Here is a 19,934-nt window from a genome sequence, read left to right as displayed (position 1 = left end):
CACCCGTGGTCCACACCGCATTTCCGCTGCACACAGGGATCGCCCACTACCAAGGGCTGCATGACGACCACCCACCGCCGGAGACGCCGTCGCCGGGGCGCACCCCGGGCACGCACAGAGGCGCCTGCTCCGGGCGCACCAGCGCAGCCCGGCGTCTCGGCCGGTGACGGTGGGGCCGAAACCGGCGACTCCGGGATCGCGCTCCGGTTCGCGCGGATGTGCGCCACCGTCGCGGCCGTTCTTCCCTTCGGCCTGTCGCGGGTGGTCGACCCCACCTTCATCGGATTCGCCCTGATCAACGGGTTCACCTTCGGCGTGGACCTCCTGCTCCTGACCGCGATGCACGGGTGGCTCGGCTGGCCGATCGAGGTGTCGATAGCCCTCGGGTACGCGGCAGCATTCGGTCTCGGCTTCGTGCTCAACCGCACGCTGAACTTCCGGTCCCACGCCCCGGCCGGTCGCCAGGTCCTGCTCTACGTGCTCGTGGTCGCGATCAACTTCGGCGTGATCCTGCTCGGCGTCGGCGCGGGGCTCGCGGCCGTGGGGGTGGAGTACCACCTCGCGCGCATCGCGGCGGGGGTCTGCGAGGGGATCTTCATGTACTGCGCCATGCGTTGGGTCGTGTTCGGCAGGCGGGGCAACGCTCCGGCGTGACCGTCAGCCGAGCCCGCTCTGCTCCAGCCAGCCCTTGGCCACCACAGCGGGATCCGGCTTGTCCGGGGCGGCCAACCGACGGTTCAGGTCGATCAGCGACTGCGTGGTCAACTTCGCCGACACCGCGTTGAGCTCCTGCTTCACCGCGTCCGTCACCTTCGAGGAGTTGATCAACGGCACCACGTTCTGTGCAGCGAAGTTGTTCTTCGGGTCGTCCAAGGCCACCAGGCCATCGGCCGCCACCGACGGATCCGTCGTGAACACGTCGGCGGCCTGCACCGTGCCCCCGGTCAACGCCGACAACGTCAACGGCCCACCGGCGTCCAACGCCATATACGCATGGAACGAGCACCCGTAGTTCTTCTGCAGCCCGGGAATACCGTCCGAGCGCGTCTGAAACTCGGACGAACCACCGAACGCCAGCTCACCACAGTGCGGCGCCAGGTCCGCGATCGACGTCACATGCAAGCGCTGCGCCAGATTTCGGCTCACCACCACCGAGTCCTTGTCCTGTGCCTCCGACTCGTCGAGCACCGTCAACGGCGCAGGCACCGCTTTCTGCAACGCCGCGTACACATCCCCTGGCGCCGTCTGCGGCGCAGAACGGTCCAGATACTGCAACAGATTGCCGCTGTACTCCGGAATCAGATCGATCGACCCGTCCTCCAACGCCGGGATGTAGGTCTCCCGACTGCCCAGGTTCAGATGCCGCTCGACCTTCACCCCCTTCGCCTCCAAGGCCTGCGCGTAGATCTCCGCCACCAGCGTGCTCTCGGTGAAATTCGCCGACCCGATCCGGATCGTGTCGCCCGGTGCCCCGGACCCGCCGCCCGCTCCATTGCCCAGTGGGTCTGCTCCGCCACCGCAGGCCGACAGGGTCAATGCCACGACCGCAGTGGCTGCGAGCGTGGCCAGAACGCGTTTCATGAGTTAGCTCCTGTCATCGCACAGGCCCGGCCCGACACTTCTCGTCGCGCGTTCCGCAGCCGCCGCCACAATAATGCCGCTCCGCGTGCGGGCAGCGAAAAGTTGTCGCGAATCGTGGGATGACGCAGGGAGATTTTCCCGAAACAGCAAGAATGTAGTCGTTTCCGTACGAAGGTGGCTACCAGTCGAGCTGGGCCAGCATGAACGGTTCGCTCTCGGGCGCCTCCTTGCGGGCCTTCAGCGCTCGTTCGGCGGGGGCGCCGGCGGGCACACGCAGTGGAGGCTGCGCGTGCTCGATCGTGTCGGCGACGACAGCGGCCACCTCGTCGACGGTGATGACCGCACCGCGCAGGGCGCCGAGTTGGTGATACAGCGGAAGGTAGGGATCGTCGTCCGCGAAGAGCGCCTTTGCCTGCTCGGCGCCGTTCGTGGACACGGCGCCGGGTTGCACGATGCTCACCTTGATGCCGAAATGACCCGTCTCGATGGCCAGGCCCTCGGCGATCGCCTCGAGCGCCCACTTGCTGGCGCCGTAAGAGCCGATGATCGGCAACATCAGTCGCCCTTGGATGCTGGAGACGAAGACCAGGCGCCCCGATCCCCGTTTCCGCATCGCCGGCAGAACGCCCTGCGCGACTCGCAGCGCGCCCAGGGTGTTGAGTTCGAAGAGCCGTTCGACCTCCGCGAGCGGCACACTCTCCAGCGGCGCGCGGAGCGTCGCGCCTGCATTGCTGACGAGCACGTCGATCTCGCCGGCGTCCGCAATGGCCTGATCGACGCTGCCCTGATCGGTGACGTCGAGGCGTAGGCGCTGGTCAACGGTGAGGTCGGCCAGGGCCTCCGGCCGGCGGGCGGTGGCGATCACTCGATGGCCGCGGTTCGCCAGTTCGACGGCGATGGCTCGGCCGATTCCCTTGGACGCGCCGGTGATGAGCACGGACGACATGATGATTCTCCCCAACGTATGACGGGCGTGCGGGTCAGGACGACAGTTCCGGCGCGAAGGCGAAGCCGGAATCCCAGGTACTGGAGGGCGCAGGTGTTCACCGGCCATCGCCACCAGACGACTCTTCCGGCGGATACCCAGGTAGGTCCCCATCTCGATCGTGCGCGGCAGGAACGGCCCGGGCTTGGTGCGTTCTGCCGATTCGAGCATCGGTCACCACAGTGCCGGCCAGGGCTACATCCTGCTGACTTTCAAAGACATAGCGAGACCCTATGCGACCGGACCGGGCCTACGAATAGTCAGGCGGGTGATGTGCATGACACGATGCCGACGGTGATGCCGAAAAATCGACAGCGCTCTTTGCACCACGGGAAAATTCCGTGGAGCACGGGCCGATCATTCTGGTTTGCCGGACACGCAGAAGGCGCTTCCCCTCCTGCCGCCGGAAGAGCCGTCAGCCGCGCGGGATCGTGAGCGGTTCGAGAAGCCGCCGCGGAGAGTTGAACATGGCGGACACGCGATCAGGATCAGAGCCGCTCGGCTCGAAACCGGGGCCTGGTTCGATCCGGGTCTCCGAAACCGGGATGACCGAGCCGCACTGCTGACAGCGTCCCTCGTCGTCGAGCAGGCCGCCGTCCTGGTCGTGACGCAGGGCACGCTTCACACCGGCCGGGGAGTAGAACGCGTCGCCCCAGCTCATCAGGGAGCGCACGACCGGCCACAGGGCGATGCCCTTGTCGGTCAGCCGGTACTCGACACCACCGGCCCCGGCGTCATCGCGACTGAACACGCCCTCCTGCACCAAGGCCTTGAGTCGGCTGGTCAGGACTGCGCGGGGGATCCCGAGCTGGGTGGCGAAGTCGCCGAACCGGCGCACCCCGTAGAACGCGTCACGAACGATGAGGAGCGTCCACCGCTCTCCCACGATCTCCAACGCTCGTGCCAGCGAACAGTTGCGGTCCGCATAGGTGCTGGGTAGTGCCATGTCCCAATCCTACCTCGCCAGTTCACTCACTGAACTATCACGTGCTACCGTCGGGTCCGGGGACCGATCGAGCCTGCTGGCGGCGCTCCGTGAGCGGCCGGGCTCGGTCATCGGCACCACGTTCCACGGGGGGTGCCGTGTACCAGTCCGCGTTCCTGACACGACGCGTTCGACGGCGAGGGGCCAGCCAGGAGGTACCGGGATGGTTGCGGTGCACAACCGCCGAATCCAGAGCGGGTCGCTGGAGGCATGGCGGCACAGCCATCTTGCCGAGCTGCCGGACGACGTCCGGTCGGCGATGCTCACGGAAGCCTCCGTTGTCACGATCCCGGCGGGGAGCCTCATCGGCGAGACCGAGCGCCCGACTCTCGGCTTGATCCACTCCCGTCTCACCCGCGTGGTGCTCAGTGGGCCGGACGGGCGGACGGCCACGGTGCGGTACGCGGGCGCCGGCCAGGTGCTCGGGCTGCCATCGGTGATCGCCAACGGATGCCCGTGGCTGGGCTATGCCATCACCGACTGTGAGATCACGTTCCTCAACCCGGAGACTCTCCGTCGCTTCGGACGGACCGACGCGAGAGTCGCATGGTCGCTGGCCAGACAGATGGCCAGGGTGTGTTACGAGGCCATCGACACGTTGGGCGCCAACGTGTTCGGCACGATCGACCAACGCGTGAGCCGACACCTGCCGGAGTTGGCCGTCCGGCAGCCGGAGGGGCTGGTCGTGCTGGCCGACCAGCATGAGCTCGCGCAGTCCGTCGGATCGGTGCGAGAGGTGGTCGCACGGTCTCTCCGCATGCTGCGCGAGCGCGGCGCGCTCTGCGCCGGTTGCCGAAGGGCGGCCTGCTGATCGTCAGGCCCGATGTGCTCGAAGCCATCGCCGGCGGCCCGGATCAGCGGTGATCAGTCACTGCCCAGCTTGATCAGCACCTTTCCGTTGTTGCTGCCGTTCAGCAGCACCTGGATCCCCTCCGGCGCGGCCTTCAGCCCGTCGAGGATGTGTTCCTGGCAGCGCAGTTCACCCCGCCGAACCTTGGACAGGAGGTCGGCCTCGATCTCGTCGAACCGGTCCTTGTGGTCCAGGTAGATGAAGCCCTCCATCCGCACCCTGTTGGGCAGCAGGTGGAACCAGTTGTGCAGCGGGACCGGGCCGCGGCCCTTGTCGTACCGGGACACCGCACCGCACAGGACGACCCGGGCGTTCACCGCCAGCATGGGGAGCAACGCATCCAGGATCGACCCGCCGACGTTGTCGAACACGACGTCGACGCCATCAGAAGCCAGCTCCGCGATGGCCGCAGCGACGTCCTGCTCCCTGTAGTTCACACACTCGACCGCACCCAGCTCACGCACGAACGCACACTTCTGCGGCGTGCCGGCGACGCCGACCACGCGGGCACCGGCGGCCGCCGCGAGCTGTACCGCGACGGAGCCGACCGCGCCGGCCGCAGCGGTGACGACCACCGTCTCGTCCGGCGTGGGCTGTCCGATGTCGTGCAGGCCGAGCCATGCGGTCTGACCGGAGATGCCCAGGACGTGCAGTGCGGCTTGCAGCGGCACGCCGTCCGGCACCTTGCTCAGGGTGGAGCCGTGGACCACCGCGTCCTCCTGCCAGCCCACCAGCCCGGACACCCGGTCGCCATCGGCGAAGTCCTCGTGCCGCGACTCGGTGACGATGCCGGAGCCGAGTGCGCGCATCGCCTCACCCAGCGGCGACGGCGGCAGATAGTTGCGCACGTCGTTCATCCAGCCGCGGGTCGCGACGTCCAGCGACAGCCACTCGACCTTCACCTGCACCTGGCCGTCCTCGATCGGAGGCACCGGCGCGTCGTCCTCGTAGCGCAACACCCCGTCGTCGGCCGGCCCGGTCGTCGTGGCGGGCCGGGCGGCGAGGACGTAGCGCCGGGTGCGCGTCAGGTTCGTCGACATATGACTTTCCTCAGAGCTCCCCACATTCTTCGCGTGGCGCGGTTGTCCACGCCGGGCGCAGTGTCCACCCCTACGGGAGAGACGGCAGTGACTTTGGTAGCGCGGGTCCGCGTAGTTGCCTGGACGGGACATTCGCCCCATTCGGCTCGCCGGTTCGCTCACCGAACTAGGGCGTGCTAGGCTCGGTCTAGTTCACTGATTGAACCGACCTGGTGCGGCCCAGCGTCGCCGCAACCAGATCTTGTCTGCGAGGTACCACCGGCATCACATCAAACCTGAGGAGACTGTCCGATGTACCAGCTTCTCGTTGCCTTCATCATCAGACGCGTGGCCGAGAAGACCGCATTCTTCACTGAAGCAATCGCCTGTGCCGGACGCCCGACGTGGCTCATTCGGGGAAACGTCATCGGCGCGGAGGAGCCGGCTTCGTGAGCAACGCCCAGGGAACCGGACTGCTGGATCTGGTGCTTGAAGCGCACGGCGGACGCGAGCACTGGAGCAGGGCAACGACGGTCCGTGCACGGCTCCACATGGTAGGCCCGACCTGGAAGGCGCTCGGCCAGGAGAAGACATTCGCCGGAGTGGACGTCGCGGTCGAGATGCATGAGCAACGCACGGTGTTCACCGGTTTCACCGGCCCCGGAATGCGCGGGGTCTACACGCCCGACCGTGTGGCCATCGAGGACGAGGGCGGCGCCGTTCTGCAGGAGCGCCACGCGCCGCGGGAGTCCTTCCCCATCCGGGGTGACGACACCCGTTGGGATTCGCTGCACGCCTTGTACTTCGGCGGTTACGGCATGTGGAACTACCTCACCACGCCGTACCTCCTGACGGTGCCCGGTGTCCGGACCGAGGAACTGGAGCCGTGGCAGGCGGACGGTGAGCGGTGGCGGCGGCTCCGGGTGACCTTTCCCCCGCACATCCCCACCCACAGCACCGAGCAGGTCTTCTATTACGACGAATCGGGACTGCTGCGCAGGCTCGACTACGCGCCCTACGTGATGGGCAGCCGACAGGCCGTCCACCGCACCGAAGCGCACCGGACCGTGTCCGGCCTGGTGTTCCCGACACACCGTTACGTACTGCCCGTCCAGGACGGCCGCACCGGACCCGAGCCGGTCATCATCCTCGACTTCACCGACATCACCGTCGACTTCTCCCCCGGACCGCAGCCGCCTCGAGGAGAGCAATGATGAACACCCGTCCCTACGCCGAGAAGAAGTTCGCCGAGATCAACGGCGTGCGAATGGCCTACCTCGACGAGGGCGAGGGCGATCCGATCGTCTTTCAGCACGGCAATCCGACCTCGGCCTACCTGTGGCGGAACGTGATGCCGCACCTCAAGGGGCTGGGGCGGCTGATCGCCTGCGATCTCGTCGGGATGGGCGACTCAGGCAAGCTGGAGCCCTCCGGTTCGGATCGCTACTCCTATCAGGAGCAGCGGGAATACCTGTTCGCGCTGTGGGACCGTATCGGCGTCGGCGAGAATTCCGTGTTCGTCCTGCACGACTGGGGTTCGGCGCTCGGCTTCGACTGGGCGTTTCAGCATCAGGACCGGGTGGCCGGGATCGCCTATATGGAAGCCATCGTGGCCCCCATGAAATGGGATGAATGGCGGGACGGCCCGCGGCAGACTTTCCAGGGTTTCCGCTCCCCGGCCGGCGAATCGATGGTGCTCGCCGACAACCTGTTCGTCGAGGAAGTGTTGCCGACGGCGGTTCTCCGGGACCTGAGCGAGGAGGAGATGGCGGTCTACCGCGCGCCCTACCTCACCCCGGGCGAGAGCCGCCGGCCCACGCTGAGTTGGCCGCGCCAACTCCCGATCGAGGGCGAACCCGCAGAGGTCGTGCGCATCGTCGAGGACTACGGCCGGTGGCTGGCCACATCCACGATGCCCAAACTGTTCATCAACGCAGAACCTGGCGCGATCCTGATCCGCAGCCAGCGCGAATTCTGCCGAACCTGGGCCAACCAGACCGAAGTGACGGTTCCCGGCGTGCACTTCGTCCAGGAGGACAGTCCGGATCTGATCGGTACCGCGGTCGCGGACTTCGTCCGCGGCATCCGCGGCACCGGACCGGCCGACTGACCGGACGTTCAGGCGCGTCAGCCCGATGACGAGCACCGCGGGGGCCCGCCAGGCGACCCCGACGAGGCGCTGCTCGCCCGTCGATCTCTACCGGTAGCTCTATGAAAGGTGTTCAGATGACCGACGATGACAGGCTGTTCCTGGTCACCGGTGCGACCGGCAGGACCGGAGGCGGCGCGATCAAACTGCTGCTCCAGCGAGGTCACCGCGCCCGGGCGATGGTGCATCGGGAGGACGAACGCTCCCGCGCGCTGGCCGAGGCCGGCGCCGAGATCGTCGAGGCCGACCTGCACGACCTCGACGGCATGACCACTGCGCTGCAGGGGGTCACCGGCGCTTACTTCTGCCACCCGATCCTGCCGGGCCTGGTGGAGTCGACCGTCATCTTCGCCCAGGCGGCGACCGAGGCCGGGGTTCGGTCGGTGGTCAACATGTCGCAGATCTCCGCCCGCCGCGAGGCGGGCAGCAACGCCGCCCGGCAACACTGGCTGTGCGAGCGTCTGCTCGACCGGACCAACCTGCTCACCACACACATCCGGCCGACCTTCTTCGCCGAATGGTTGAAGTTGTGGTGGGAGAGGCGGGATGGCGAGGGTTATCTGCGGCTCCCGTTCGGCGAGGGCCGCCACGCCCCGATCGCCGCGGCCGACCAATCCCGCGTGATCGCCGCGCTGCTGCTCGACCCCGAACCGCACAACCACGCGGTCTACACCCTGCACGGCCCGGTCGAGCAGAACCACCACGACATCGCCAAGACCATGTCCGGTGTGCTCGGCTACCCGGTGCACTACGAGCCGATCAGCGTCGAGGAATTCGCCAGGGCGATGCTCGAACGGGGGCTGGACGAGCACCTCGTCCAGCACCTGAGCAACGTCGCCGTCGACTACCAGAACGGCGTGTTCGCAGGCACGAACGACGTCGTCGAGAAGATCGGCGGGTGTCCCCCGCTGTCGGTCGAGCAATTCGTCGCCGAGAATCGCTCCTTCTTCGAGACCAGCGGGCCCAACTTCGTTCCCGGCTCCTGACTCCGAACATCACTGGCCTCTACTGATCGGCGTCTGCTTATCACTACTATGTTTGGAGCGACTGCGTATGTGCGGCATATGTGGATGGGTCCTACGACCGTGATCTGGGCGAGCCGGACGCTCGTCGAGAGCTGGCCGGAATGACCGCGACCATGGCCTGCCGAGGCCCGGACGACGAGGGCATGTGGGTCGACGGGCCGGTCGGGTTGGGGCATCGCCGGCTGGCGGTCATCGACATCGAGGGCGGCCGACAGCCGATGACCCTGACCCAGGACAGCCACACCGCGCTGGCACTGGTCTACAGCGGAGAGACCTACAACTACCGCGAACTGCGCGAACGCCTCGCCGCCACCGGCCGGCACTTCGAAACCAGCAGCGACACCGAAGTACTGCTGCAAGCCCACCACACGTGGGGCCGACGCGACCCGCGCCATGCGGTACGGGAACTGAACGGGATGTTCGCCTACGCACTCTGGGACACCACGACGCGCGAGCTGACCCTGGTACGCGACCGGCTGGGCATCAAACCGCTCTACTACTACCCCACCGAACACGGCGTGCTGTTCGGCTCCGAACCCAAAGCGATCCTGACCAACACCACCACCGAACGCGTGATAGACCTCGACGGGCTCCGACGCACACTCGGGTTCGTCGCCGACCCACACAACGCCGTGTTCCGCGGAATGCGCGAAGTACCACCCGGCTATGTCGTACGCGTGAACCGCAACGGCATCCAGCAACTGCGCTACTGGCAACTCGCCGACACCGGACACACCGACGACGTGCCCACCACCGTGCAACACGTACGCGAACTGCTCGACGACACCATCCAGCGGCAACTGATCTCCGACGTGCCGCTGTGCACGTTGCTGTCGGGCGGGCTGGACTCTTCGGCCCTGACGGCGCTGGCCGCGCGCTTCAGTCCGGAGCGCATCCGCTCGTTCGCGGTGGATTTCGTGGGCTACACCGACAATTTCACGCCCGGCGCGACGCGTGGCACTCCGGATGCCCCGTACGTGCAGGAGGTGGCGAAGTTCGTCGGTACCGACCACACCGACATCACGCTGTCCACCAGCGAGCTCGCCGACCCGGACGTGCGGGCGGCGGTGCGCCACGCGCGTGATGTTCCGATCACCATGGGCGACATCGACAGCTCGCTGTATCTGCTGTCCCGGGCGATCCGAGAGCGTTCGACGGTGGCGCTGTCGGGGGAATCTGCCGATGAGGTCTTCGGCGGCTACCCGATGTTCCACGACCCCGCCTACGTCAAGGCCGACACCTTCCCCTGGCTCGGCGGCGTCGCAGTGCGCACGGAGACGACCCAGCGGCTGCTCGACCCGGGACTGGTCGGCAAGCTCGACCTCGCCGGCTATCTCGACGACCTGTACCGCACCGCACTGGCCGAGGTGCCCGAGCTGACCGGCCCGGCCGCGGACGACCCGCATGAGCGGCGCATGCGCGAGATCTGCCACCTGTTCCTGACCCGCTTCCTGCCCAACCTGCTCGACCGCAAGGACCGGATGAGCATGGCCGTCGGGCTCGAAGTACGGGTGCCCTTCTGCGACCACCGCCTCGTCGAGTACGTCTTCGGCACACCCTGGGCACACAAGACCTTCGACGGTCGCGAGAAGAGCCTGCTGCGGGCCGCCACCGCGGACGTGCTGCCCCCGTCGGTCGTACAACGGGTCAAGAGCCCCTACCCATCCACGCAGGACCCCGACTACGACCAGATGCTGCACGACGGGTTCGCCGCGCTGGTGAAGAACCGCGACTCGGCAGTGGCGCCGCTGCTGGACGCCCATGCAGCCGAGTCGGCGCTCGACGCGCCTCCGGCCGACGCGGTGTTCGGCGGCGTCAGGTTCGCGTTGGAGCAGATCTTGACGCTCGAGTCCTTCCTGACCGACTACGGCGTGACCGTCTCCATCTGAGGAGGCAACCGAAGGCCCATGGGAAGCCCGGTGTGAGGCTTCCCATGGGCCTGACTCGCAAAAGCCTGTCCCCGGTCGGGTAAACAGTTCGACGGGCGTTGTGGACCGAACCGATTCAACCATCGGGTCAGATCGGTACGTCGGCGATGATCGGCACCGGAAACCGACCCATTGATACAACCAGAACATCTGGCAAGTTCTCGTCTCACAGTCCCTCACCAGTCACAACGGGTGTGGTGGACACGGCGCAGTTCCCACTTTCACTGTCGTCTTCGCCACACATCCCGCGGCTTCGGCCACGAAAACCCGGAGGGAATCCCCGGCGGGTTGAACCGGTTGCGCGGGATAGTCGTTGAAACCTGCAGGCGCCGAGTGGCCGCCAGCATTGACGAGGGGGACCCAGATGCCAGTCATTTCCGCTCCTCACCAGTTCAACGAAGACGAGCTCTATGTCGACGTGAAGTCCATCTTCGGTCAGCAGCTCTTCCTGAAGTGTGAGGGATTTAACTTCGCCGGTTCGGTGAAGGTGAAGGCGGCCACCGAGATGGTCGAGGCGGCGGAGCGGGACGGGGTACTGCGCCCTGGGTCGATTCTGATCGAGTCCTCGTCGGGCAACCTCGGTGTGGCGTTGAGCATGCTCGCGGCCAGCAAGGGCTACCGGTTCATCTGCGTGACCGACTCCCGTTGCAACCTCGCCACCCGCCGTTTGATGGAGGCGCTGGGCAGCCAGGTGCACATCATCACCGAGCCCCACCCGACCACCGGCTACCTCGGGGCCCGGATCGACTACGTCCGTGCGCTGTGCGCCTCCGACGAGCGCTACGTGTGGTTCAACCAGTACACCAACCCGGCCAACTGGGGCGCGCACTACCGCCGGACGGCTCCGGCGATCGCCCGCCAGTTCCCGGAGCTGGACGTGTTGTTCGTCGGTGCGGGCACCACCGGCACCCTCATGGGCTGCGCTCGTTTCTTCAAGGAGTGGCACCGCCCGGTGCGGATCGTCGCGGTCGACAGTGTCGGGTCGGTGTCCTTCGGCGGCCCGAGCGGGCGCCGGATGATCCCGGGCCTGGGCATGGGCGTGCGGCCGCCGCTGCTGGACGAGTCCTACGTCGACGAGGTGGTCATGGTCGACGAAGCCGACACCGTCCGCACCTGCCACCGACTGGCCAAGCGCGGGTTCCTGTTCGGCGGCTCCACCGGCACCCAGGTCACCGGAGCGGTCCGCTGGCTCGAGCAGCACGGCACGCCCGACATGACCGCCGTGACACTCGCCCCCGACATGGGTGAGCGCTACCTCGACACCGTCTACCAAACCAACTGGGTCCACGAGCTCTACGGCAGCGACGCACTCGAGTCCGACGACCACGCCACGCTCTACTCGGCCGCCTGACCTGTCGCCGGCCGCCGGTGGCAGGTCACGCTCAGGCTCGGATCGCAGTGGATGAGGGACGCCTTCACCTCGAGAATCACGCAGGGGCGCCGGGGGTCGACAGCTCCCCGGCGCCCTCGCCATGTCCGGCACCGGCCGGCACGCCGTACCGTCATGATCGCCAAACCGGGACCCTCGACCACGTCATACACAGCTCCGGCGCCCGAACCGGTGATCAACGGGTCCGGCCGCCCACGCGCCGTGCTGCCTGCGCCGGTTCAGGCAGTTCGAACCCGGCTGATCCTTGCGTCCATGGGCTGGTACGTGGCGAGCCCGCGACCCCAGACCGTCAGGGTCCGGCAGCCGGCGAGCAACCCGTGCGCCGACCTGGTCGAGGTGGCCGATTCACCGTTGTCGATTCGGCGCCACGATCGTGGGCTGAACTGCCCGAACCCGGTTGCGGCGGCCACTGCGGGGAACTCCGCTCCATGCCTTCTCGTCCGGTCGTGATCGCCTTCGACGGCTCCCCTGCCGCCCTGCGTGCCCTGCAGGAGGCTGCGGAGCTCCTGGCACCGCGGCCCGGTCTCGTCGTGGTGGTGTGGGAGGCGGGTGTCGCCTACGACTACGCCACGATCCCGAGCACCGGGCTCGACCTTCCGCCCGCACAGTTCGACCTGCGGTCGGCCGCGAAACTGGACGAGGCCGTCTACAGCAACGCCCTCGAGCTTGCCCGGAAGGGCGCGGGGATCGCCACCTCGCTCGGGATGCCGGCCGAGGCCATGGCCGTCGCCGACGAACTGACCGTGGGCGAGACGCTCGTCCAGGTGGCGCGGGATGTCGACGCCGCCACGCTCGTGGTCGGCCGCCACGGGCACAGCGCGCTACGAGAAGCCCTGCTGGGGAGCACGATGAAGCACCTGCTCCACAACACCCCGTGCCCACTGCTCGTCGGGCGGCACGCCGAGAACAACACCTGACCTGCGCCCGCCTCGTTCGCGTCAGCCGGAGCTGACCGGAAGGGGGTGACGGGGGCACCGCCGTCCTGATCCGATGTCGTCGCGAAGGACCGCGGTGAAGGAGATGCGTTGTGACAGAGCTGTCCGACTCGATCGTGCTCGTCACCGGGGCTGCCCGGGGCATCGGGCGAGCCCTGACGAACGGGTTCCTGCACGAGGGCGCCGCCGTCATCGCCGTGGATCGTGACCCGGGAGGCGTGGAGCCGTTCGACGAGCCCGACCCTCGCCGGCTCCTGACCGTCGCCGCCGACGTCACCGACAGCACCAGCATTGCGGCGGCCCGGGACGCCGCGCTCGACCGGTTCGGCCGCGTCGACGTGGTCGTCAGCAATGCCGCGCTGCGTCAGCGGAGCCTGTTCGAGCCCACCGGGCTGTCCACGGTGCTCGACGCGAGCGACGCCGACTGGCGGGCGATGTTCGAGGTCAACGTCCTCGGAACCCTCACCGTCATCCGCCGGTTCGTTCCGCTGCTGATCGGGGCGGGCGGCGGGAGCATCATCGCCATCGGCACGATCGGCGCGATGACACAGTCGGTGACGCCCGGTGTGTGGCAGGCCTCCCGTTCGGCGGGGCTGAACCAGCCCTACGAGGCGTCCAAGTCCGCGCTCGCCAGCATGATCCTCTCCCTCGCCGAGGAGTTGCGCGGCCATGACATTGCAGCGAACGTCCTGATCCCCGGTCCGACGATGACGACGGGTTCGGCCGAGATGGCCGCCGCGCGCGCCGCCACCGGGTTCGTGAACCCGCCCTACCTGCGCCCCGAGCACATCGTCCCGGCCGCGTTGCACCTCGCAGCACAGCGCGGCGGGACAGGGCAGACGGCCTCGGCGATCGACGCCGTCGCCTGGAACGACGAGCACGGACTCGGCGGCCCGGACCTCTGGCACGCGGACACGACACCGGATCACGGCTGAGGTCCGGCAGGGCAAGCGGCTCAGACGACGGTCGCGTCGATGGTGACCGGAACGTTGTCACGGGTGGCCTTCGAGTAGGGGCAGATCTGGTGGGCGCCCGCGCCGAGCTCATCCGCGGTCTGCTGGTCGACGCCGCTGAGCTCGATGTGCAGCGCCGCGCTGAGCAGGAACTCGTCCAGTTGCCTGTCGTGGTGCAGGGTGACATCCGCGATCACCGCCAGGTTCTTCACCGGCACCTTCTTCTGTGCGGCGACGCGTTTGACCGCCCCGAGGAAACACGACGCCCAACCCGCGGCGAGAAGCTGCTCCGGATTGGTGGCTCCGCCGACTCCGCCCATCGCCTTCGGAATGGCGAGAGTGACGTCGAGGAGACCGTCATCGGACAGCGCGCGGCCTCCGTTGCGGCCCTCTCCGGCGGCGGTGACGACAGCGGTGTACGTGGTCTCGGTCACGGCGAATTCCCTCTTTGTCGGGTTGGTCCGGGGAACAGACCTTTCCGACCGTAGGCAGCATTGCCCGGTGCTGCGCCCGTCGAATGACGCTGTCGGCGTAAGGGCACCCCACGAAGTGACGTACACCGACAGCGGAACCCGGCAGTTGCGGGCGCGAGCCCATCTGCATCTACGGTGCACCGGTGCCCGCGCAGCCGACGACGCGAGGCATCAGATGCGAGCTGTGGGGGCGGGTGCGCATTCATGTTTAGTTATGACTACGTCGTTGTGGGAGGCGGCACAGCTGGATGTGTGGTTGCCACGCGCCTCTCGTCGAACCCGGATTCGCGCGTGCTCCTCGTGGAAGCCGGCGCCCGTCACCCGTTGCCCGAGATGGCCACGCCGCCTGCGTGGATCACGCTGCTGGGGGGCTCGGCCGACTGGAAGAGCGTCACCGTCGAGCAACCGGGCACCGGCACGGTCGTTCAGGTCCCGCGTGGGCGGGCGGTGGGTGGTTCGTCGACCATCAACGGGATGGTTTTCGCACGGGGGCACCGTTCGAGCTATGACGCCTGGACGGCCGCTGGGGCGCCGGGGTGGGGATTCGACGACCTGCTGCCGTTCTTCCGTCGCAGCGAGAGCGCCACAGGTCGTGCGGCGGACGTTCGGGGGGTGGACGGACCGCTGGTCGTCGCGCCGGCGGCACAGCCCCACCCGCTCGCCGCTGCCGGGCTGGAGGCCGCCCTGGAGGCCGGACACCTGAAGGCCACCGACATCAGTGGCGGACTGGAACAAGGATTCGGCTGGACCGACCTGAACATCGTCGGGGGTGCCCGGCAGAGCGTGGCGGATGCCTATCTCCGGCCGGTCGCCGAGCGGCCCAATCTCGACGTCGTCACCGACGCACTGGTGCATCGGATCCGCGTCGAGAACGGGACGTGCGTGGGAGTCGACTACACCGCAGGCGGCGGGCTGATCTCGGCCGACTGCTCGGGCGAGGTGGTGCTCACCGCAGGAACCATCGGGACGGCCCATCTGCTGCTCCTGTCCGGCATCGGGCCGCAGGCACACCTGCAACAGGTCGGGGTCGACGTCGTCGTGGATCTCCCGGGCGTCGGCGAGAACCTGCACGACCACCCGGTTTCCGGGGTGATCTACAGCGCCGCCCGGTCAGTCCCGACGGGAGTCAACAACCACATCGAAGTGCTCGGGCTGATGCGCAGCGCCGCCGACGTGGACGCTCCTGACCTGCAGGCCTTCTTCGTGACACCGCAGCCCGGTGTCGACGACCAGTACATGATCGCGTTCTCCGCGATGGCACCCCGCAGCCGCGGGTCGGTGCGGCTGGCACGTGCACGGCCCGACGCGGCGCCGCTGCTGGATCCGAACTACCTCGGCGACAGTCATGACCTCGAGATGATGGTCACCGGACTCCGGCTCGCCAGGGAGATCGGAAACCAGAGCTCGCTGTGCAGCTGGCGCGACGCCGAGGTGGCGCCGGGCCCGGGCGTCGATGGATCCACCTCGCGCGAGTACCTGCGGGCCGCTACACAGTCCTACTACCACCCCGTGGGCACCTGCCGTATCGGCAGCGACGAGATGTCCGTCGTCGACACCGACCTGCGCGTTCGGGGAATCAGCGGCCTGCGTGTCGCGGATGCCTCTGTGATGCCCTCGATCCCCTCCGCCAACACCCTCGCCACCGTCGTGGCCATAGCCGAGCGAGCGGCGAGCCTGATCCAGGAATGACCCTGCGCCCCCGATCAGGAACGATCGACGTCGATGACGGCCTGGGCGAACTCCTGCGGCGCCTCCTGAGGCACGTTGTGCCCGATGCCCTTCAGCACCCGGTGCGAGTACTTGCCGGAGAACTGTTTGCGGTACGCGGCCCCGTCGGCGGCGGCTCCGTCGAAATCACTCGCGATCGTGATCGTCGGCACCGCGATGACCGGAGCTCCGGCGAGTTTCTGCTCGAGCGCGTCGAATTGCGGGTCGCCCTTGGCCAGGCTCAGCCGCCAGCGGTAGTTGTGGATGACGATGCCGACGTGATCCGGATTGCTGAAGGATGCCGCGGTGCGCTCGAACGTGGCGTCATCGAAGTTCCACGTGGGCGAAGCGGTCTTCCAGATCAGCTTGTTGAAGTCGTGCCTGTTCCTGCTGTAGCCACGCACGCCGCGATCCGTGGCGAAGTAGTACTGGTACCACCATCCCAGCTCCGCTGCCGGCGGCAGCGGCTCCAGGTTCGCCTTGAGACTGGTGATCAGATAGCCGCTCACGGACACGAGTGCCCTGCAGCGCTCGGGCCACAGCGCCGCCATCACACAGGCTGTCCGGGATCCCCAGTCGAAACCGCCGAGGATCGCCTTGTCGATATCGAGGGCGTCCATGAGCGCGATGATGTCGGTGGCCACGGCCGTCTGCTGCCCGTTGCGGAACGTCACCGGCGACAGGAAGGACGTCGATCCGTAGCCGCGCAGGTAGGGGACGATCACACGGTAGCCTGCCGACGCCAGTACCGGGGCGACGTCCACGTAGCTGTAGATGTCGTAGGGCCAGCCGTGCAGGAGAATGACCGCAGGACCGTCGGCAGGCCCGGCTTCTGCGTATCCGATGTTCAGGACTCCGGCTTCCACCTGCTTCACCGAACTGAACGACGTATGCGTCGGCGGATTCGGCGGCGTCGGTTGAGCCTCCGCACAACCGGTGACCGACGCAATCGACGCGGACGTCACAGCTGCGGCCACAGCCCGCGAAAACGCTCTCCTGCTCAGCACCCCGAACCCCGATCCGCAACTACCGCTCCCGCCCCGGACGTCATCGCCACGGAAACAGTCTGAATTCGGTGTGTGACACACAAGTGACCATAGGTACAGGTCAGCCGAATTCGCTACCGTCGGATGACGCTGTCGGTGTACGTCAACTCGCCGCCGTCGACGTGCCGGGCGCTTCGGCGGACGGCCGGAGCGCAGCCCCGAGCTCGGCACGAGAACTGACACCGAGCTTGGGGAAGATTCGGTGCAAATGCGTGCTCACCGTCCGGTGAGACAGATAGAGCCGCTGGCCGATCTCCCGGTTGGTCAGCCCGTCGGCGGCCAGCTGGGCGATGCTCAGCTCGTGCGCGGTGAGCTGGTCGTGGGCGTTCGGACTGCGGTTCGGGCTCGCCTCGCCCGAAGCGCGGAGCTCCGCGCGTGCCCGCTCGCTCCACGGGATCACCCCGACGGCGTCGAACGTCTCGCGGGCTGCCCGCAGGTGCACACGGGACTCGGCCGCGCGCCGCTGACGCCGCAGCCACTCTCCGAAGGCGAGCAGGACGCGCCCGCGCTCGAGCGGCCATCCGGTGAGGTCGGCTCCGAGCGCAGCCTTGAACAGATCCTCGGCCTCGTCACCCTGCGCAAGAACGGCCCGCACGTAGCGCAGGCCGATGTGCAGCGCCGGTGACGACGTCGTCGGCGCGAACGTCTCCAGCTCACGCAGGATCTCGCGCATCGCGTCGGCCTCGCCCGTGCGGATGGCCGCCTCCGCCAGTTCCGCGATGGCGTAGCAGTGCAGGGCGAGCTGGTAGGCCGGGTCGGCGGGGTCGTGCATCCGCCGCAGGTCCGCGAAGGCGTCGGCGTAGCGGCCTTCGCCGAATGCGGTCAGGCCGCGCGCCACCTGCACCGTGGCCAGCACCGGACGGGCCCCTGCGGCCAGGCCCACCCGCTCGGCCTCCGCGGCCAGCACCGTGGCCGAATCGTAGGTGCCACGCAGCGCCGCGATCTCGGCTTCGACGGCCCTGGCCAGCCCGTACATGAACGGCTGATCGGTCTCCTGGGCGAGCCTGCCGGCCTCCTCCGCCGCCGGCAACGCCACCGCGAGGTCGCCCAGGCGCACCGAACTCCACGCCTGAACGGCCAGCGCCCTGGTCAGCAACCCGAGCCTGCCCTGCGCACGCAAGCCGGACAGCGCGCCGGCGGAGAACCGTGCCGACAGGTCGAACGCCCCGACCTGCAACGCGGCGCTGCCGAGAAAGCGCTGCACCTGAGGATCCCCGCCGGAGCGGCCCGCCAGTTCGCGCAGGGCTGTCACGACCGTTCCGCCACGCTCGATCGGGGCGACGTAGGCCGAGATCGCCACCATGCGGGGATCGGCGTCGTCGATGGGCAGCCGGTCCGCCACCGCCACGATGTGCTCACGCGCCGCCGATCCCGGCTCCGTCCAGAAACACTGCATCCCTGCGCCCCAGAGAATGCGGGTGGCCAGATCGACATCCCCGTCGGTGGCGACCGCCTCGGCGAGGCTCGCGAGTTCCAGCGGCCTGGCGAAGCCATCGCGCATCCCGTCGTCGAAACCGCTGCGCAGCCAGGTGGCCCGGGCGCGTTGCTGCGCTGTGAGTTCCAACGTGGAGACCTGAGCCAACAGGTGCTCGACGACGTCCTTGCGGCCGGACTCGACCGCGAGGTCGGCTGCTCGCAGGAGCCGTTCGGCACGGCGGGTGGGTGCGTCACTCAGCCCCGCCGAGCGCTCCAGGGCCGCGATGGCGGCGGCCACCCCACCCCGGCGTTGTGCCCGGTCAGCGGCCTGCTCCAGCTCGAAGGCGACACCCTCGTCCGTACCCGCGGTGGCGGCCGCCCGGTGCCAGGCCCGCCGGTCCGGTTGCCCGCACAAGGTCTCGGCCAACGCCCGATGGGCCGCATGCCGCTCGCCCGCGTCGGCGGCCTGCGGGATCGCGGAGCGCATCAGCGGGTGCCGGAAGGTCAGCGTGCTCGGACCGAGCTCGATCAACCGGGCTTCGACAGCGGGGGTCAGCACCGCAACGCCGACGGCGGTTCCGAGTGTCGACGCCGTGGCATCCAGCGTCTCGGCGAGGGATCCGCTGTCGTTGAGCGCGGCGATCAGCAAGCTCGCGCGGGTGTCGCCGGGTAGTCCCGCCACCCGGGCGGTGAATGCCCGTTCGAGGCGTGCGGTCAGCGGCAGGACGGCCGGCAGCATCGCATCGGCACCACCCAGGCACTGCACGGTGGCGGGCAGCTCGGTCAGCGCCAGCGGATTGCCGGCCGCCTCCTTCAGCAACCGCGACCGTACCGCCGGCGCAAGGCCGGGCGCGGCCGCGTCGAGAAGCGCGGCCGCGGTGTCCTCCGGTAGCCGCTCGACCCGCATCGACGGCAGGCCTGCGTCATCCAGGCGCGACGCGGCGCCGTCACGCATGGTCGCGATCAATACGATGGGCTCGGCTTCGAGACGGCGCGCCACGAAGGCGAGTACGTCGGCGCTGGAGCGGTCCAGCCAGTGGGCGTCCTCGGCGATGAGCACGAGCGGGGTGTCGGCAGCCGCGTCGGCCAGCAGGTTCAGTACGGCGAGCCCGACGAGGTAGACGTCCGGCACTGCCTCATCCGCGAGCCCCAGCGCGGCACGGAGTGCATCGCTCTGCGGGCCGGGGAGGGTGTTGATACCGGCTCGGATCGGGCGCAGGAGTTGGTGCAACCCGCCGTAGGGCAGATGCTGTTCGCACTCCACCCCTGTGGTGGAGAGCATGCGTATGCCCGAACCGGCGACGCGCCGGGCCGCCTCGCTGAGCAGAGCCGACTTCCCGATGCCGGCTTCCCCCCGCACGATCAGAGCGCCGCCTCGCGTCCCCACTCCGTCGATCAGCTCGGCCAGGCAGCTCGTCTCCACGTCCCGCCCGAAAAGCGGCATTCGCCCGCACTCCTACCTGTCCGTTCATCCACTGACCGCCGCACGATG

At 68.2% G+C, this 19,934-nt stretch carries 18 protein-coding genes; 11 read left to right on the top strand and 7 right to left on the bottom strand.

Features of this window, described 5'->3' with window-relative positions:
- Positions 1-60: 60 nt before the first annotated feature.
- Positions 61-654, top strand: coding sequence for a GtrA family protein (locus ACQPZQ_RS20280; RefSeq protein ID WP_433298152.1), 594 nt, complete (start codon positions 61-63; stop codon positions 652-654).
- 3 nt (positions 655-657) lie between these two features.
- On the opposite strand, the gene ACQPZQ_RS20275 is transcribed toward ACQPZQ_RS20280, so the two are convergent.
- The 3 genes from ACQPZQ_RS20275 to ACQPZQ_RS20265 all read right to left on the bottom strand — a co-directional run bounded on the left by ACQPZQ_RS20275 (position 658) and on the right by ACQPZQ_RS20265 (position 3,512).
- Positions 658-1,581 (bottom strand): ABC transporter substrate-binding protein, encoded by a 924-nt coding sequence (locus ACQPZQ_RS20275; protein WP_433298150.1) that lies wholly within the window; start codon positions 1,579-1,581, stop codon positions 658-660.
- Between the two features lie 178 nt (positions 1,582-1,759).
- On the bottom strand, positions 1,760-2,737 hold the full coding sequence (locus ACQPZQ_RS20270) for an SDR family oxidoreductase (RefSeq protein WP_433298148.1): 978 nt from the start codon (positions 2,735-2,737) through the stop codon (positions 1,760-1,762).
- 244 nt (positions 2,738-2,981) lie between these two features.
- Positions 2,982-3,512, bottom strand: coding sequence for a winged helix-turn-helix transcriptional regulator (locus ACQPZQ_RS20265; RefSeq protein ID WP_433298146.1), 531 nt, complete (start codon positions 3,510-3,512; stop codon positions 2,982-2,984).
- 202 nt (positions 3,513-3,714) lie between these two features.
- Between ACQPZQ_RS20265 and ACQPZQ_RS20260 the strand changes: the two genes are divergently transcribed.
- On the top strand, positions 3,715-4,362 hold the full coding sequence (locus ACQPZQ_RS20260; protein WP_433298144.1) for a Crp/Fnr family transcriptional regulator: 648 nt from the start codon (positions 3,715-3,717) through the stop codon (positions 4,360-4,362).
- A gap of 53 nt (positions 4,363-4,415) precedes the next feature.
- On the opposite strand, the gene ACQPZQ_RS20255 is transcribed toward ACQPZQ_RS20260, so the two are convergent.
- A complete protein-coding gene (locus ACQPZQ_RS20255) occupies positions 4,416-5,441 on the bottom strand; it encodes a zinc-binding dehydrogenase (protein WP_433298142.1) in 1,026 nt (341 codons plus the stop codon).
- A gap of 291 nt (positions 5,442-5,732) precedes the next feature.
- Between ACQPZQ_RS20255 and ACQPZQ_RS20250 the strand changes: the two genes are divergently transcribed.
- From ACQPZQ_RS20250 to ACQPZQ_RS20215, 8 genes are all read left to right on the top strand, one after another.
- Positions 5,733-5,873, top strand: a complete 141-nt coding sequence (locus ACQPZQ_RS20250; RefSeq protein ID WP_433298140.1) for a hypothetical protein — start codon at positions 5,733-5,735, stop codon at positions 5,871-5,873.
- Entirely contained in the window at positions 5,870-6,634 is a 765-nt protein-coding gene (locus tag ACQPZQ_RS20245) for a hypothetical protein (RefSeq protein ID WP_433298138.1), read from the top strand. The genes ACQPZQ_RS20250 and ACQPZQ_RS20245 overlap by 4 nt, the downstream gene beginning before the upstream one ends.
- The gene (locus tag ACQPZQ_RS20240) at positions 6,631-7,530 is read left to right on the top strand and encodes a haloalkane dehalogenase (protein ID WP_433298136.1); all 900 of its coding nucleotides are present in this window, start codon (positions 6,631-6,633) and stop codon (positions 7,528-7,530) included. Before ACQPZQ_RS20245 ends, ACQPZQ_RS20240 begins: the two co-directional genes overlap by 4 nt.
- Positions 7,531-7,646: 116 nt before the next feature.
- Positions 7,647-8,555, top strand: a complete 909-nt coding sequence (locus ACQPZQ_RS20235) for an NmrA family NAD(P)-binding protein (protein ID WP_433298134.1) — start codon at positions 7,647-7,649, stop codon at positions 8,553-8,555.
- A gap of 140 nt (positions 8,556-8,695) precedes the next feature.
- A complete protein-coding gene (gene asnB / locus ACQPZQ_RS20230; RefSeq protein ID WP_433298132.1) occupies positions 8,696-10,483 on the top strand; it encodes an asparagine synthase (glutamine-hydrolyzing) in 1,788 nt (595 codons plus the stop codon).
- A gap of 403 nt (positions 10,484-10,886) precedes the next feature.
- The gene (gene sbnA / locus ACQPZQ_RS20225; RefSeq protein ID WP_433298130.1) at positions 10,887-11,873 is read left to right on the top strand and encodes a 2,3-diaminopropionate biosynthesis protein SbnA; all 987 of its coding nucleotides are present in this window, start codon (positions 10,887-10,889) and stop codon (positions 11,871-11,873) included.
- 467 nt (positions 11,874-12,340) lie between these two features.
- Positions 12,341-12,829, top strand: a complete 489-nt coding sequence (locus ACQPZQ_RS20220; RefSeq protein WP_433298128.1) for a universal stress protein — start codon at positions 12,341-12,343, stop codon at positions 12,827-12,829.
- 110 nt (positions 12,830-12,939) lie between these two features.
- Complete coding sequence (locus tag ACQPZQ_RS20215) at positions 12,940-13,782, top strand: SDR family NAD(P)-dependent oxidoreductase (protein ID WP_433298126.1); 843 nt, start codon at positions 12,940-12,942, stop codon at positions 13,780-13,782.
- A gap of 20 nt (positions 13,783-13,802) precedes the next feature.
- Here the strand turns inward: ACQPZQ_RS20215 and ACQPZQ_RS20210 are convergent, their stop codons facing one another.
- A complete protein-coding gene (locus ACQPZQ_RS20210) occupies positions 13,803-14,234 on the bottom strand; it encodes an Ohr family peroxiredoxin (protein WP_433298124.1) in 432 nt (143 codons plus the stop codon).
- Positions 14,235-14,477: 243 nt separating this feature from the next.
- Between ACQPZQ_RS20210 and ACQPZQ_RS20205 the strand changes: the two genes are divergently transcribed.
- On the top strand, positions 14,478-15,962 hold the full coding sequence (locus ACQPZQ_RS20205; RefSeq protein WP_433298122.1) for a GMC family oxidoreductase: 1,485 nt from the start codon (positions 14,478-14,480) through the stop codon (positions 15,960-15,962).
- Positions 15,963-15,976: 14 nt separating this feature from the next.
- Here ACQPZQ_RS20205 and ACQPZQ_RS20200 read toward each other — a convergent pair whose 3' ends face one another.
- Positions 15,977-16,930, bottom strand: coding sequence for an alpha/beta fold hydrolase (locus tag ACQPZQ_RS20200; RefSeq protein WP_433299297.1), 954 nt, complete (start codon positions 16,928-16,930; stop codon positions 15,977-15,979).
- A gap of 199 nt (positions 16,931-17,129) precedes the next feature.
- On the bottom strand, positions 17,130-19,886 hold the full coding sequence (locus ACQPZQ_RS20195; RefSeq protein ID WP_433298120.1) for an ATP-binding protein: 2,757 nt from the start codon (positions 19,884-19,886) through the stop codon (positions 17,130-17,132).
- Positions 19,887-19,934 lie beyond the last annotated feature (48 nt).

It is taken from the genome of Pseudonocardia sp. CA-142604, assembly GCF_050948475.1.
GTDB classification, from domain to species: domain Bacteria; phylum Actinomycetota; class Actinomycetes; order Mycobacteriales; family Pseudonocardiaceae; genus Pseudonocardia; species Pseudonocardia alaniniphila.
The sequence above is the reverse complement of the archived record's forward strand: the minus strand, read 5'-3'. Positions and strand labels throughout refer to the sequence as shown.